The sequence below is a fragment of the Chitinophaga caeni genome (assembly GCF_002557795.1).
GTDB lineage: Bacteria > Bacteroidota > Bacteroidia > Chitinophagales > Chitinophagaceae > Chitinophaga > Chitinophaga caeni.
In genome coordinates this window covers 1,499,974-1,516,076 of record NZ_CP023777.1, presented here as the reverse complement: position 1 = coordinate 1,516,076, position 16,103 = coordinate 1,499,974, and the positions used below count along the sequence as shown (strand labels likewise).

9 protein-coding genes are annotated in these 16,103 nt (G+C 41.7%); 1 reads left to right on the top strand and 8 read right to left on the bottom strand.

Going from position 1 to position 16,103, the window contains the following annotated elements:
* The first annotated feature begins 74 nt into the window (after positions 1–74).
* Positions 75–1,199, top strand: coding sequence for a radical SAM family heme chaperone HemW (gene hemW, locus COR50_RS06390; protein WP_098193224.1), 1,125 nt, complete (start codon positions 75–77; stop codon positions 1,197–1,199).
* A gap of 12 nt (positions 1,200–1,211) precedes the next feature.
* Here the strand turns inward: hemW and COR50_RS06385 are convergent, their stop codons facing one another.
* The 8 genes from COR50_RS06385 to COR50_RS06350 form a co-directional block, all read right to left on the bottom strand.
* The gene (locus COR50_RS06385; protein ID WP_098193223.1) at positions 1,212–2,231 is read right to left on the bottom strand and encodes an NAD(P)H-dependent glycerol-3-phosphate dehydrogenase; all 1,020 of its coding nucleotides are present in this window, start codon (positions 2,229–2,231) and stop codon (positions 1,212–1,214) included.
* A gap of 378 nt (positions 2,232–2,609) precedes the next feature.
* Entirely contained in the window at positions 2,610–3,971 is a 1,362-nt protein-coding gene (locus COR50_RS06380; protein ID WP_098193222.1) for an efflux RND transporter periplasmic adaptor subunit, read from the bottom strand.
* A 30-nt stretch (positions 3,972–4,001) separates the two neighbouring features.
* Positions 4,002–5,450 carry a TolC family protein gene (locus COR50_RS06375; RefSeq protein WP_198405790.1) on the bottom strand — a complete coding sequence of 483 codons (1,449 nt, stop codon included), beginning with the start codon at positions 5,448–5,450 and terminating at the stop codon, positions 4,002–4,004.
* 157 nt (positions 5,451–5,607) lie between these two features.
* Positions 5,608–6,276: an ABC transporter ATP-binding protein gene (locus COR50_RS06370; RefSeq protein WP_098193220.1), complete on the bottom strand. Its 669-nt coding sequence runs from the start codon at positions 6,274–6,276 to the stop codon at positions 5,608–5,610.
* Between the two features lie 52 nt (positions 6,277–6,328).
* Positions 6,329–8,713, bottom strand: a complete 2,385-nt coding sequence (locus COR50_RS06365) for an ABC transporter permease (RefSeq protein WP_098193219.1) — start codon at positions 8,711–8,713, stop codon at positions 6,329–6,331.
* A gap of 2 nt (positions 8,714–8,715) precedes the next feature.
* Positions 8,716–11,145, bottom strand: a complete 2,430-nt coding sequence (locus COR50_RS06360) for an ABC transporter permease (protein WP_098193218.1) — start codon at positions 11,143–11,145, stop codon at positions 8,716–8,718.
* A gap of 38 nt (positions 11,146–11,183) precedes the next feature.
* Positions 11,184–13,610: an ABC transporter permease gene (locus COR50_RS06355; RefSeq protein WP_098193217.1), complete on the bottom strand. Its 2,427-nt coding sequence runs from the start codon at positions 13,608–13,610 to the stop codon at positions 11,184–11,186.
* A gap of 15 nt (positions 13,611–13,625) precedes the next feature.
* On the bottom strand, positions 13,626–16,085 hold the full coding sequence (locus COR50_RS06350; RefSeq protein WP_098193216.1) for an ABC transporter permease: 2,460 nt from the start codon (positions 16,083–16,085) through the stop codon (positions 13,626–13,628).
* Positions 16,086–16,103 lie beyond the last annotated feature (18 nt).

Sequence of the window (16,103 nt, the reverse complement as noted above, 5' to 3'; positions counted from 1 at the left end):
CCAAAATTTAAGCAAAACTCTTACCTATTTCCGAGCTTTGCAAATATATTATTTCGATTTTTTATTTCAACCCGATGGCCGGTATTTACCTTCATATTCCTTTTTGCCGTAAGGCTTGTCACTACTGTAATTTTCATTTCTCCACCACCACCTATTACCGGGAAGAGATGGTAGCGTCCATCTTGCGGGAATTGGAACTGAGGAAATCATACCTTCAAAACCAACCCATACAAACAATTTATTTCGGCGGGGGAACGCCCAGTTTATTGGAAGGCCCGGAAATCTTGGGTTTACTCAACAGTATATACAAGCATTTCCCTGTTGAAAAAAGGCCTGAAATTACCCTGGAAGCCAACCCCGACGATCTCCATCCACAAAAACTAAAAGTCCTAAAAGACTGCGGCATCAACAGGTTTAGCATCGGCATCCAATCTTTCTTCGAAGAAGATCTCCGGTGGATGAACCGCGCACACAATGCCCTACAAAGTAAGCAATGTATCTTAGATGCTCAAGATGCCGGCTTCGACAATATCAGCATAGACTTAATATACGGCGGCCCGACACTCACGGACGATGCTTGGCAGCAAAATGTAGACCAAGCTATTTCGCTCGGGGTTCCGCACCTATCTTGTTATGCCTTAACAGTTGAGCCTGGTACAGCTTTAGATCATTTTATTAACAAGAAAAAAATTCCTGCTATCGATCCCGATAAAGCAGCCATGCATTTTGAATCTTTGATGCAATGGACGGAAGAAGCGGGCTACGAACATTACGAAATATCGAACTTCTCATTGCCCGGAATGCATTCCAGGCATAATAGTAATTACTGGGAAGGCGTTCCTTACCTGGGCCTCGGGCCTTCCGCGCATTCTTTCGATGGTAACAGCCGGCAATGGAATATAGCCAATAACCAGTTGTACATGCAATCTTTGCACAAAAACCTGGTTCCATTTGAGCAGGAAATACTAAGCCCGGCTATGAAATTGAACGAATATGTCATGACTTCCTTAAGAACCGCCAAGGGATGCGACCTGGAAAAGGTCGCGCTGTATTTCGGTGAAAAAGAAAGGTTGATAATCGCTACTGCTAGCAAGGAATTTATTTACAAGGGCTGGGTTATAGAGGAAGGACAAGTGTTGAAGCTCAGCCGGGAAGGCAAGTTTTTTGCAGATGGCATCGCGGCTGAACTCTTTATTTAAAATTTCATTTCCCTAAATAAATCCTTTTTCGAGGGATAGGAATGCTTCTTCGGCTTTAACCTGTTCCCATAAAATGGCATATACCGCTTGGGCAATCGGCATAACGGCGCCAACTTGTTCATTTACACCGTAAATTGATTTACAAGCGTAATAACCTTCCGCAACCATGTTTAGTTCGAGCTGGGCAGCTTTAACGCTGTAGCCTTTACCGATCATGTTCCCAAAAGTCCTATTACGGCTATGTAGAGAATAGCAGGTCACTAATAAATCTCCCAGGTAAGCACTGGCATTATAGTTATGTACAGCCGGGTCTTCATCGTAAGGGGTATTTAACTGTTCGAATTTTTCGAGGAAAGCCTGCATTTCCCGGAAGCAGTTAGTAATGTAAACACTCAAGAAGTTATCGCCATATTCCAAACCATGCGCAATACCGGCGCCCAAAGCATAAATATTTTTAAGGACTGCCGCGTACTGTACCCCTAAAACATCTGTATTCGCGATCGTTTGCAAATAATCATTACTAAAATAATCTGCCATTATTTGCGCTTCTTCCAAGGAAGTACCGCTAAATGTAAGGTAGGATAGCTTTTCATTCGCAACCTCCTCGGCGTGGCAAGGTCCAGTAATGGTAAAATACCTTTCCAACGGCAGGTTGAATTCCGTTTCCAAGTATTCATTGATCAGGATATTTTCGGGTGATACGAGCCCTTTTATAGCAGAGATCACCTTTTTACCTTTGAAAATATCTTTCGGCAAAGGGGCTAATACATCTTTCAAAAAAGCGGACGGCACAGATAAGATGATGATATCGCAATTACTAACAACTTCGTATACATCCGGGTTAGGATGTAATAGCTGCGTATCAAAATAAACCGAGGCCAGGTAATGTTTATTATGACGGCGATTTTCAAGATGCCGTATAGTGTCCACATTACGAATCCACCAATGAATATTATGCCCGTTATCTGTTAAGATTTTGGCCAAAGCAGTAGACCAGCTACCGCTTCCCAAGATTCCAATTTGATTTCCCATATCTGTTTATAAACCAGGAATTTGATGCAATGTAATATAAAATCAAACATCAATACCGGTTATCCGGGCAGAAAAAGCAATCCGTGAATCAAAAATTGGAAATGTACACAAATAATTAAGGCGTAAAACAATAGGGGCAGGATTTAGGGCACGAACATCGAGAGAACATTCGTCAACATTATGGTACCCCCGAGTTACCCTGGAGGAGTCTTCCCCGTGATGGATGTAAATAGAAAAATCTTGGGGAAAGTTTCAGTCAATAAGACAAGCAATTAGCCTCAATTTCAATGAATAAGTTGAGAGAATAACTTCCATTAACAAAAAATCCCCGTTGCCTAAATACAACGGGGATCGATCTAGTATTTTGTTTGATAACGATTACTTGGTCGGTTCAAAGAGTTGATCTTTCGGTACCACCTTGATTTTCGAGCCGGACTGAAGCGTCCTGGAGATGGCCGGGTAAGGAGCACTCACCACTTGATCACCGGCTTTTAAACCGGTTTTAATTTCAATGAAGTTATCATCTTGGATGCCAGTAACTACAGGTACCGCTTTCACGGTATTGTCCGCTTGAATAACGAACACTACTTCCTTATCATCTTTTGCCTTTTGCGGTTCATCGCTATCGGCTTTGGGCGCCATCGATGCATCTGCTTTCTTATTGGCTTTCAGGCTATCGGATAAGCTCCGCGTGGTAACAGAATTGATAGGAACTGCTAAAACATCATGTACACGCTTCGTTTGAATATCTACATTAGCACTCATCCCGGGTCTTAAAGGCCAGGACCTGGAATTTTTAGGATCCAACAAATCCTCATAAGATGAAGGCAACACCCTTACATGCACGATGTAATTCGTTACTTGATCTGCTGAGCTAGTGGTGCTTGTGGAAGAAGCCAAGTCTTTACTGGAGCTGGCGATCTGCGTTACAATGCCTTTAAACTTGCGGTTATTGTATGCATCTACCTCGATTAAGGCGGTATCCCCATATTTGATTTTAGGAATATCATTTTCACCTACATCCACCTGCACTTCCATAACACTCATATCCGCGATGCGCATCATCTCGGTACCGGCCATTTGTCCTGTACCTACTACGCGCTCTCCTTTTTTCACCGGAAGTAAGGAAATAATACCACCCATAGGGGCATTAATCGTAGTTCTACTAAGATTCTTATTAGCTTCTGTAAGATTTGCCTGGGCGCTGGCCACGGCAAACCTGTTACTTTCTATTTGTTGCTGGGCAGCCTTGTAATCTGCTTCGGCAGAGCGGTATGTTGCTTCTACAGTTTCAAATTCGGAGCGGGAAATCACCTTTTGATCCAATAAGGTTTTATTACGATCATAAGCGGCTTTAGCCTGTGTTAATTTTGCTTTAAAGGAATTTAATGCCGCGTTGGTATTTGCTAATTGGGCCTCGGATTGACTCAATGCAGCAACGGCCTTATCCCTTACAGAACCGTATATATCAGCATAAATCCGTGCCAATGGCTGACCTTTCGTTACGGAATCACCCTCTTGAACATATAAATCCACGATCTCACCTGAAACGTCTGGACTAACTTTTACCTCTGTTTCGGGGTAAATTTTACCTGTTACAGAAACCACTTCGATGATATTCTTAGTCTCAGCTTTGTCTACCGCGACCTTTATAGAATTGTCCTTGGGAACCAGGACAGAATAAAGGATAAATAATACTAAGAGTGATAACGGAATGATCCAAATCAGCTTTTTTCTCATAAACTGTTATTGTATTTCACTAGGCAGCTCTTACAAGGTGATCTTCTGATCCCTGTAAAACTCTAGTAATTTCACTTTAAAAATATAGTCGTATAAGGCATACAACCGATCTGTTTGCGCTTGAAACAGGTTCGTTTGTGCTGTAATATATTCTATTGAGCTCAACAATCCAACATCGAAACGCTTCGTGGCAAAATCATATGCTTTCGCGGATGACTCTTCGATTCTCAAGGCAGACTTATACTTATCAAGGGCAGCTTCGGCATTGGCATAAGCAGTATATACATCTTGGCGCAATTGCTGGGTGTTAATATCGTACGTTAACTTACGATTTTCCAGCTGTAATTTAGCGTTTTCTACTTGTCCGCGTGCTTGCCAACCATTTAATATAGGTATCCTGATGGATGCCCCGATATTCTGACCGAAGTTATTATCAAACTGTGTACCTATCGAGGTTTTGTCTTGATAAGAATCTTCTGTTATCGTATATGTTTGATACGTTTGATTGTTAATATCTACTAAACCGATGGGCAATTTCGAAGAAGTACCCGTAAATACCCGGTGCGTAGTTTGGTTATTGTACGCAGTATTGAGGTTGGCGCTCAGGAACAAACTCGGTAAGAGCGTAGCCCTGGCGGCTTTCAAAGTTTTTTGCGCAGATTTAATGCGTAGTTTGTCTACTTCAGTTTGCGGTTGGTTAGCCAAAGCGGAACTGAAGACCATTTCCGGAGCGACCTGGTCCAAAGAAAGCAGCGGTACATTCTTGATATCCGCTGGCAATTGCACATCGAAAGGCGTTTCAAAATCGAAATTGAGAATCGCTTTCATTTGCAATACGGCGATGATATAATTATTTTTCGATGTAACCAATGATGAACTATCGCGGGCCAATTGCGCCTCAATATCGGCTTGGTTGGCTTCAGAAACCGATCCTGCTGCTACCAACTTCTTAGTATTATCCAATTGCGCTTGGGTTTGTTTTACCTGCGATTGGTTGACCTTGATTGTTTCATTGGCCAAGATAATTTGCAAGAAGGCATTGGCTATGTTAAAAGCAATATCATTTTTAGCTTTCTCCAATAATTTGTAGGTGGCTTCTGCTTCGTAACGGTTGGCCGCAATTGTATTGCGCACCCTGAACCAGTTAAATAATTCAATACTGGCGCCGAGATTCGGGCTGGTAGAGAAGAATGATACACTTTCGGCCACGTTCGTATTCGGGTTAATGTTCCGTCCATTATTGAAAGTTCCACCGATACTAGCGTTTAGCGTAGGGATTTGCGATAGCCTGCTCTGCTTCAACGTGAGCTCGGCCATACGCTTATCAAGCACCGATTGCTTGAGTGTCAAGTTATGTTCTAAGGCATACTGTACACATTGCTCGAAAGTCCATTTTTCCTGCGCGTGGGAAACAGTACTCATTGAGGTTATCAATATGGAAGCAAGCAGCAGTATTTTAGGCAGGATCCTTAATTTCATAATTTGACAAAAATATAATAATTGATATGATACCTTTTCTACCTTATTGATAAATGGTAATTTACTATTAGGTATGGCTAGTTGCCACACGAATTTAATGCAAAACATCATATAACCGTGTTTTGATGGACAAAATATCTTTAAAGTAACCTAGTGGCTAACTTTTTTGGATAATACCGTCGCTTATTTCTATAATACGGTTGCCGTACTGGGCGTTTATATCCGAGTGGGTTACCTGGACAATCGTGATACCATCGTTCATATTGAGTTCTTTAAACAACTCCATGATTTCCTTGGCCTGGGTTGAATGCAGGTTCCCGGTTGGCTCATCTGCAAAAATAACCCTGGGCTGAGCCACCAGGGCACGGGCGATGCCTACCAACTGTTGTTGCCCCCCGGAAAGTTGGCTGGGAAACAAGTCCTTCTTAGCTACGATATTGAAACGATCCAAAATATCGGCCACCCTGCTTTTGCGTTCGTTTGACGAGATGCTTTTATATAGCAAAGGGGTTTCGATATTTTCATATACAGTTAACTCGTCGATCAAATGGTAAGCCTGGAACACGAAGCCTATACTATCACGGTGCAATTGCGTCCTTTTTTTCTCACTTAGCTTATGCACGGGTTCTGAAGCCAGTAAATATTCCCCGGAGGATGGTTCCTCCAATAGGCCCAATATATGCAATAATGTTGATTTTCCTGAACCGGAAGGCCCCATGATGGATACAAATTCACCTTCATTTATCGTTAAATTAACATTCTTTAAAACTTCATTTTTCCCAAAACCTACCGGGTAGTGCTTGGAAACTTGGTGTAATTGTATCATGATTTTATTTTATTTGAAATTGATCTTTGAAAATAATATTTCTCCCCGGGAATTATTCATTCATTTTTAAACTCTCTGCCGGTGATACCAAGGCCGCTTTTAAAGACTGGTACCCCACGGTTAACAGGGCTATTAACAAGGCTATAATGCCGCTAAGAATAAATATCCATGCACTGATACCTACATGGTAGGCAAAACTATTCAACCAGTTATGAGCTAGATAATATGCTAACGGAACCGCGATCAGGATACCGATACATACGAGCTTGAGGAAATCTTTTGATAACAAGAATAATATTTGCTGTACCGTAGCTCCCAATACTTTCCTGACACTGATTTCTTTCGTTCTCTGCTCCGCAGTATAAGCAGCCAAGCCAAGTAATCCCAGGCAGGAAACCAATATCACGATCGTAGCAAAAACGGTTAAAATATACGCGGTTCGCTGATCATCTTTATACATGCGGTTAAATTCATCGTCCAGGAAATGATATTCAAACGGCACGTCCGGTAAGAAATGTTGCCATACGGTTTGAACTTGGTCAATGCTTTTCCTGGTGTCCCCGGTAGTTTTTACCATCATTTTCCCGAAATAATCGTATTCCAGGAAAATCACCAAGGGTTGAATTTTTTCTTTGAAAGACGCGAAATGATAATCTTTTACAACCGCACTGATCGTACCTACGCGCCCATTCATAGTAATTCTTTTTCCCACGGCGCTTGCCGGGTCGAGCCCCCATTCTCTTGCCGCCGTTTCATTAATCATGAAATGCGTCCTTGCATCCGCTTCTTTTGATAAGTCTTTTACATCGGCATCGGTGAAATAATTACCGGAAAGCAAGCCTATATCCAGCAACTTCACGAAATCCCTTTCAACCGGGATCGCCGTAACCGCCAGGTTTAGATTCCGGCCTTTACCCTCAATTTCATTGACAGAATATCCACCGTTCGTATTAACCGGCGAATCATAGGAAGCAGATACGGCGCTCACCCCGGGCTGTTGTAATAATTGTTGTTTAAAGGCATCAAAATTCTTCCCTGCATGCCCATTTACATCCAACACAACTACATGGCTCCTGTTCATGCCGGGCTTTGAATTCCTGATGTAATTCAATTGCGAGAAGACAACGAATGTGCCGATGATAAAAAATACGGAAGCAGCGAATTGAAAAACGACCAATATCCGCCTCAATCCTCCTCCACGGAAGCTACGCCCACCTTTTAATACTTTCAGGGGAGAAAAGGATGACAGGAATACAGCAGGATACGTACCAGCTAACAATGTTAGCCCCATCCATAGTGAACCGCCGAGTAAAATCATTTCCTTTACTGAGAATAATTTCCATGACAGCATGCGACCCGACAAATTATTAAAATAAGGCAACGTGATGAATGCGATCAAAATACCGATCAATAAGCCCAACATAGTGATGCAAGCAGTCTCAACCAAAAATTGTAGAAACACTTGCCACTTCCGGGCCCCGATGGCTTTCCTTACACCGATTTCCTTCGCCCTTTCAGAAGACCTTGCCGTAGCTAAATTCATAAAATTGATACACGCGATTAGTATCATTAAAAGTGCTACCACATTCATCGCGTAAATATATCGTATATCAACATTCGCAACCATCGCATCATGCGGGCTATGTAAGTGAATGGATGTAAGCGGTTCATAATCCAACTTAAGCGTGAAGCCTTCCGGTGGAGTTTGGCCGCCAAATAACACCTGGATGATGTTTTGATTAACTTTTTCGCGAATCTGGCGCATGTTGCTACCCGGTTGCACCTCGATATAAGTGTTATAATTCGGTCTATTCCAATTGGGCGTCTTCCCATCCGGCAAATCCATAAAAGACGCTACCATATTGAACCGTAGTTGCGAGTTAGAAGGCACGTCCTTCATTACACCGGATACTTGGTAGGGTACTCCTCCAATGTCAAGAACCTTACCTACCGCATTGACAGTAGAAAAATATTTTTTCGCGGCGGATTCAGAAATCACCAAGCTATTGGGCCGTGTTAAAACTTTATCCTTATCCCCGGCAATTAATGGAAATGTAAATACAGAAAAGAAGTTATTATCGGCATACAAAAATTCCTTCTCACTAAACAAGTTACCGTCAATCTTTAATGTTCTCACCCATGGCGCGATACGCACGGCACTTACAATTTGCGAGGAAGCCGATTTCAGTGTTTCTGACAAAGCGCTCGGTGTATAAACATGATCCTCGGCGCCACCGTTCTCTCCATAGGTCACTTTTACCCTGTATAATTGATTTGCATGTTCATGAAACTGATCGAACGTGGTTTCATGTTTTGTAAACATTGACAACAAGATGAAACAAGCCGTTCCTATTGCCAAGCCCACGATATTGAGTAATGCATACGATTTACGTTTCCATAAATTTCTCAAAGCGATATTCCAATAATTTTTCCACATAACTATTCAGTTTTAAGGGATTTTACAGGATTCATTAATGCGGCCCTAATCGATTGGTAGCTGACCGTAACAAGGGCGATTATAATCGCTACCAGCGCAACCAGCAATAGGTACCACCAACGGATGCTGACATGGTATGCGAAATCGGACAACCAGCTATCCAGGAAGTAAAGCGCCAGCGGTAATGCCACCACGATACCTAAACCCACCAGTTTCATGAAATCGAAACTCAATAATACCGTTATGTTCATGATACTAGCGCCCAGGGTTTTACGTATCCCGATCTCCTTGGTTCTCTGCGCTATTACCAGCAAGGAAATTGCAAACAATCCCATACAAGAAACGATTACCGTTAAAATAGCGCCTGAAACGAATATGCTGGACAACTTCTCTTCACGCTTGTATTGCCGCTCAATATTTTCATCCAGGAATGAACCATAGAATTTCTGATTAGGAAGTATCTCGTTCCAAGCAGTTTCTACGGCTTTCATACCATTTTCATATTGCCCACCCGCAACCTGTACAAATGCGTAAGGAATATAATCGTTATTGGTCGCCAAGGTGATCGATAATGGTTCAATTTTTTTATGTAAAGATTGGAAGTTATAATCTTTCATTATCCCGACTATCTTCATTTTCGGGCCTTCATCATTAATTGGCAACTCTAGCCCAATCGGCTCCCGATCTTTGATATCCAGGTGTTTCCACATGGCCTCGTTAATGATTATCCCGAACGAATCCGTTGCATATGCCTTGTTGAAATTCCGTCCTTTGATAATTTCTATACCCAATGTAGGAATATAATCATAGCTGGCGCTCAACCAGTTGGTTTCAACATCATGTTCTTCAAACCTGAACCCAACACGCGAAGTCATCGTGCTGCCGTCTTTCCCTAAACCCAAATTATTGCTAGCGCCACTAACATATTTAATGGAGCTATTGTTTTGAAGTTTATCTTGCAGTAGTTGAACCAGCTTATTTCCGTTCATCAGGTTGGCGATCGGTACGCTGATAACAGCGTCCTTATTAAATCCAAGGGGTTTACTTTTCAAGAAGTTCAATTGTTCCCAGGCAACAAGTGTACAACAGATCAAAATAGATGAAAATACAAATTGCATTACAATCAACCCGTTCCTGAAATAATTCTTACGGTTAATCTTTAGTTTACCCTTTAAAACTTCAACTGTATTCAATTGCATCATAACAATTGCCGGATATCCGCCTGCAAATAAGGTCAGCAAGACAAAAGATATAACGACACCCAGTATGTTCATGGGTTTCAAAACATTCACCAGCTTTAAATTAGCGCTGAATAAAGAATTATATTCCGGTAAAATCAGCATGGCCAAAGCCAGTCCAACGATGAGCGAGATAAAACATACAAAAAAGGCTTCCCCCCAAAGTTGGAAGAACAATTGCCTCTTAAATGCGCCTAACATTTTCCTCATGCCGATTTCCTTGGCCCTGGTGAATGAACGACCGACAGAAAGATTGATAAAATTGATACAAGCGATCAGTAATAAGAAGATCGTGATAACAATTAATAACACCGGGATACTTTTCTTAATTGAACTCCCTGTTCTCGTGATGCCGCTAAAGTGTATTTCGTTGATCGGGATCGTCTTTATTTCCTTGTAATTACCGCCAGGTCCGGGATTGATACCATCTTTCTTTGCTTGTTCAATATCTTCGGCATAGTATTTATTTAATACGTTAATCGCCTGGCTTTCAAATGTAGCGGGGTTCGTACCGGGTCTCAATTGCACGAATTGTTCATGGCTCGAATTATGCCAATTATCCTTACTATCTTCGTAACCGTAACTTTTTTCAAAGCGTGTCAATATTTCGAAATCAATGGATGAATTTTCAGGAATATCTTTCAAGATCGCGGTAACCACGTAATTATCCCAACCGTCAAGTGATTTTAGTTCGATCGTTTTGCCGATCGGGTCTTCCTCCTTAAAGTATTTCTTTGCCGCCGTTTCAGTCATTACGGCATTATTCAACTCTCCTAAAGGATTCGTTTTATTTCCTTCTATCACCGGGAAATTGAACATCTTAAGGATACCGGGATCAGCACAACGAGAATAAGCACCGAAAGTCTTATCCTTGTATTTCAACTGCCCCGGCCCGCTGATGATCCTGCACGCATTCAAAACACTAGGACATTCATTTAATAATGCAGGTACTAAAGGAATAGTCATATTAGAACGCTCCTCGACCTCACCGTTCGCACCGTAGTTCCTAAAATATATTTGGTATAAATCTTTCTCATTTGGATGGAAATTATCGAAGGAAAATTCCCAAGAGGCTGTCAACCCAAGCAACAGCGCTGCCCCGATGGCAACGGAAAGTCCGAATACGTTGATACCTGTAATAACTTTCGACTTCCAAATATTTCGCCAGGCGATTTTGATGTAATTCAAAAACATATATTGAAAAATTTTACATGTTTATGTACAGATGTTATTTATTCATCTTTTAATGAAATAACGGGATTCATAGTTGCTGCCCGGATCGCTTGATACGAAACCGTTAATATGGCAATCAATAATGCCCCTAATCCTGACAGCAGGAATATCCATCCGTTGACGGTAACGCGGTATGCATATTCTTGCAGCCATTGATTGATATAATACCATGCAATAGGAGTTGCAATAAACAATGCAATAATCACGAGTAGAATAAATTCCCTTGATAACAAACTCAAGATTCCCATTACGCTGGCGCCTAGCACCTTGCGTATACCGATCTCTTTTGTTCGTTGTTTTGTTGAGTGAATGGCTAAACCTAATAATCCCATGCAGCTAATGAAGATCATTAAACCACATGACCATGCCAACAGGTAACGCACTTGTCTTTCCTTGGAATACAAGTTCTTAACTTTCTGGTCAAAGAACTCTACATTATTGATGTTAAACGGAAACTGCTGATCTGTTAATTCCTGTAGCTGCTTGATGGCTGGCCCCCAACCTTCACCGGATTTCGGTGGATTTAGTTTAACGAATATCGCGCGGGAGGCATATTTATCCGGGTACATGGCCAACGGGGCAATCTTCTCATGCAAGCTCCTGAAATTAAAATCTTTCAATACACCGACAACCGTCCTGACACCTCCAACCCCATCAATCGTCTGAAGCAAAGCATCAGCAGGTTGTTTGAAACCCAACTCTTTCGCAAAACTTTCGTTAATAATCAACTCCTTACTCGAATCGGATGGCAAAAAGTTTCTCCCGGCAACTAATTTCAATTCGAATAAATCGATATAATGCTCATCAACGACCCTTTGTTGAACACTTCCTTCCCAGTCTTTTCCATTAGCAGTAGCCTTAGCCCCCACCTGGATCGAACCGAACCAGATAGGAGCCGCATTTGCAGTACTGATGGACTTTACAGCAGGCATGGCGGCTAAACTGTTCATCATTACGGATTTGGCCGAACTGATATTCCCTCTCCAGGGCATTTGTATCTGCACGATGGCATCTCTTTGATAGCCCAGGTCCTTAGAAAGCACATATTTCAGTTGCTTTGATACGGTCAATGTGCCCACGATGAACACGATGGCAATCGTAAATTGCGCCACTGTTAATACCTGGCGGAGGGTGAACCTGCGTTTCCCATTATTCATTAAAAACCTGTTTCTCAGGATCAAAATCGGCTTCAAGCGAGATAATACCAATGCCGGGTATAAACCTGCCAAAATACTTACCGTTACAATCAACAATAATAAATATGCTATTATGTGACTATCCAGTAACATTCTCCACGTCATGCCCACCGGCAAAAATTCTTGGAAGAGGTTCAGCAAAACGGGAATGAATGCAAGTGAGAGCAATGCTGCCAAGAAGGTCAACAAGGTACTTTCTCCTAAGAATTGTAAAATGAGCCGTAACCTTGAGCTTCCTAAGGACTTACGGATGCCGATTTCCTTGGTCCTGATACTGCCTTGGGCTGTATTTAGGTTGATAAAATTAATACATGCCAAAGTCAGCAAGCAAATTGCAACTATAAACAATCCTTTGAAAACGGTTTTACTCGCCTGGTGCTGATTAAAATTATCATACCCGTTATCGAAGTGCATTTCCTTGATGGGTTGTAATATAAAAGCACCTTCACTATCCGGACCTTCAACATTCCGGGCACGCAATTTCGCCAATTGCTGATTAATATTCTCCGCGGTTACACCGGGATTTGTTTTGATCAATAACTGGTTAGCATCGCTGGTATTCGTCCACTTTCCCCAGGACCAGGATTCATAAATCGACGTATTGGGAGTTTTCCAAGAAATAAAATCTTGGAAAGTAAAGTCTGTCCGCCCTTTTAAAGGAGCTACGATTCCCGATACCGTGTAATGTACCGTATCATTGTAGGTCACCACTTTTCCCAACATGGCAGCCGGGGAAATGTCACCGAAGTATTCCTTGGCTCGATCTGCATCCAATACCATATTGTAAGGCTCATTTAAAGCTCCGGCGCTGCCTGCCAACCATTTGTAAGGGACGATATCGAAATATTGGGAATTTGTTAATACAATATGCGATTGATCAATAAAAAGCTTATCCGGTGCCCCCGGTATGGTAACCTTTGTTTGATAATAGCTACAAATTAAAGGCGCTACCGACGCTATGCCTGAAATTTCTTTCGGAACTGCTTCAAAGACCGGCGCGGGCACCCCGGCATTCTTAGAATAATTGCTGGGAGCGCCAATATTACTAACGATCCTGTAAATTCGATTACCATCCGGCAGAAATGCTTCATACGTGGTTTCAAATCGAACCATCATATATATAACTATAGCGGCGCTGATACCAATAGCTAAACCCAATATGTTAATAAAGGAGAATGCTTTATTTTTTTGAATATTACGCCAGGCAATTTTCATATAATTTCTTAGCATAATGAAACGCTTTTATTATTCGGATTTTATAGTAGTAACAGGGTTCACCAAGGCAGCTTTAATGCCTTGAAAACCCACTGTAAATATTGCAATAAGTAATGCTAAAACTGCCGCTCCGGCAAGCATCCACCATTCAACCGAGATGCTATATGCAAAAGCACCGAGCCATTTGCTCATCATCCACCAAGCCAGCGGACAAGCGAGGAGAATAGCAATAACAACCAGTTTCAAAAAATCGTAAGATAGCAGGGATACAATTTGTGTAACGGAAGCCCCTAAAACCTTCCTGATACCAATTTCCTTGGTTCTTTGTTGCGTAGAAAAGGCTACCAATCCAAACAACCCAATACAAGAAATAAAAATCGCGATAGCCGTAAATGTATTGACAATATTCGCTGCTTGCCGATCAGCTTGATAATTAGATTTAAAATCGCTGTCCAACATGGAATATACAAATGGAGATTCTGGAAATATTTCTTTCCATTTTCCCTCCATCATATTCAAAACATCTTTTACATCCCCCTTCTTCGTACGAACTAATAGGTAATTAAAGTCGTTCTGGTAAGAACTCAACATGAAAACATAGGGCCTGATCTCCTCGTGCAAACTGCTGAAGTGGAAGTTTTTTACCAAGCCAACAACTTCGAGGTCGGTACGTTTCCCGTGCCACTCGTTGACAATTGTTGCCCCGGCCACGTTCTCTCCCGGTTTAAAACCCAGGGCCTTGGCTGCGGCCTCATTCATAATAATCCCCCGGATACTATCATTAGCATATTCTTTTGAAAAAAGCCTACCTTCCTTCAATTGCACATTCAGCGTAGGTAAATAATCAAAATCAACGCCGGTATTTTTTGTTACAACAGCTTTGTCAATGCTCTGGCCGGGCCTGAATAAACCGAAATCAGAAAAATTCGGCACCCCGGGATAATAATCGGTTGCCCCGGCGCTCACAATCCTGGGATCATTAAGAAGGCGATCTTTATACACCGTGTAATGTTCGCGCAATTCAGGCGTTCTAAGCGGGATAACGACTTGGTTTTCCTTGTCAAAACCCAGGGGTGAATCATTCAGGAAACGCATTTGAAACTGGATCACTAACGTAGCGATGACCAGGCAAATAGCGATGCAAAACTGGAAAATAACTAGCCCTTTTCTCAATAACACCGCGGAACTCCCCCTCGTAACTTTCCCTTTCAAAACCTCAACCGGGTTGTACCTTGACAGGTAAAAGGCGGGGTAACTACCTGCTATGAAGCCGGTTAGCAAAGTCAATAGAATAGAAATAGTTATCATCCAAGGGTTCAAAAAGACGGAATAATTTAGCTGCCTTTCCGTAAGTTGATTGAATAGCGGCAAGAAAAGCACAGCAAGAAAGATGGCTATTATGAAAGATATGATCGCAATGAAGAGCGATTCTCCCAAATACTGGCGGATCAGCAAAGATTTTGAAGCTCCCAAGGACTTCCTCACGCCCACTTCTTGCGCTCTTTTAGCTGCCCTTGCAGTACTTAAATTCATAAAGTTAATACAGGCGATTAACAGCATAAAAATAGCGATGGAAGCGATGATATACAGGTACAGTTTACTGGTTGTTGGCGAGAGAATATAATCGCTTATGTCAACAGAAAAATGGATCTGATCAACAGGTACGAGTTTAATTTTTTTGTCAATACCCATCAATTCTAAATCTTTCTTGGCATAGGTTTCCATGAAACCCGGCAAAAGCTTCTCTAAATCATTTTGAGTATATCCATCTTTTAGACGGATATACGTATAAAACATATTATTTGCAGCAAATTCGACATCATTTGAACGGATAAAATCAGCGACCCAACCCATCGTTAAAGGCATAATAAACCGCGCGTTGATATGCGATAAGTTTTTACCTTCATCGTACACACCCGTAACTTCCAGGTTGAATTTACCCATATCGCTTTCCACCTCGATAAATTTTCCTAAGGCCGGGGCGCCTCCAAATAATTCCCTTGCCAAATTTTCTGACAAAACAATCGCATTCGTAGCCGCTAATGCCGACGTAGCGTTCCCTTCAACGAAATTGTATTCGAATACATCAAAGAAGGTACTATCCACGTAATACCCTTTAGACTGGTAGGAAGCAATTTTTTGTTGCTGTTTATTGGTATAATGAAATAATATTTTATCCGATCCGGGGTTTGAAAATAGACGTGTAGTTTGTTTAACTTGCGGGAAAGCTTCTTTCAATGCCGGAGCAAAAGGGGCAGATGAAGTTGCGGCTTTTAATATTCCGGTGGATTCCCTAAAAAAATCTGACTCCAACAAGTATATATTTTGCTTTCCGTTCCAGTGCCGATCATAAGACAATTCATGGTAGATATAAGCAACCAGTAACATACAGCAAGACAATCCCAATGCCAAACCAAAAACATTGATGGTTGAAAACATCTTGTTTCTCCACAAATTCCGCCATGCAACTTTGAAATAGTTAAAAAACATGTAGATTCAATTTTTGGA

What these genes read in the sequence shown, in the direction of transcription:
- hemW (WP_098193224.1), top strand. Translation starts at nt 75, where the DNA reads ATGGCCGGTATTTACCTTCATATTCCTTTTTGCCGTAAGGCTTGTCAC.
- COR50_RS06355 (WP_098193217.1), bottom strand. Translation starts at nt 13,610, where the DNA reads ATGCTAAGAAATTATATGAAAATTGCCTGGCGTAATATTCAAAAAAAT.
- COR50_RS06350 (WP_098193216.1), bottom strand. Translation starts at nt 16,085, where the DNA reads ATGTTTTTTAACTATTTCAAAGTTGCATGGCGGAATTTGTGGAGAAAC.
- COR50_RS06370 (WP_098193220.1), bottom strand. Translation starts at nt 6,276, where the DNA reads ATGATACAATTACACCAAGTTTCCAAGCACTACCCGGTAGGTTTTGGG.
- COR50_RS06385 (WP_098193223.1), bottom strand. Translation starts at nt 2,231, where the DNA reads ATGGGAAATCAAATTGGAATCTTGGGAAGCGGTAGCTGGTCTACTGCT.
- COR50_RS06380 (WP_098193222.1), bottom strand. Translation starts at nt 3,971, where the DNA reads ATGAGAAAAAAGCTGATTTGGATCATTCCGTTATCACTCTTAGTATTA.
- COR50_RS06365 (WP_098193219.1), bottom strand. Translation starts at nt 8,713, where the DNA reads ATGTGGAAAAATTATTGGAATATCGCTTTGAGAAATTTATGGAAACGT.
- COR50_RS06375 (WP_198405790.1), bottom strand. Translation starts at nt 5,450, where the DNA reads ATGAAATTAAGGATCCTGCCTAAAATACTGCTGCTTGCTTCCATATTG.
- COR50_RS06360 (WP_098193218.1), bottom strand. Translation starts at nt 11,145, where the DNA reads ATGTTTTTGAATTACATCAAAATCGCCTGGCGAAATATTTGGAAGTCG.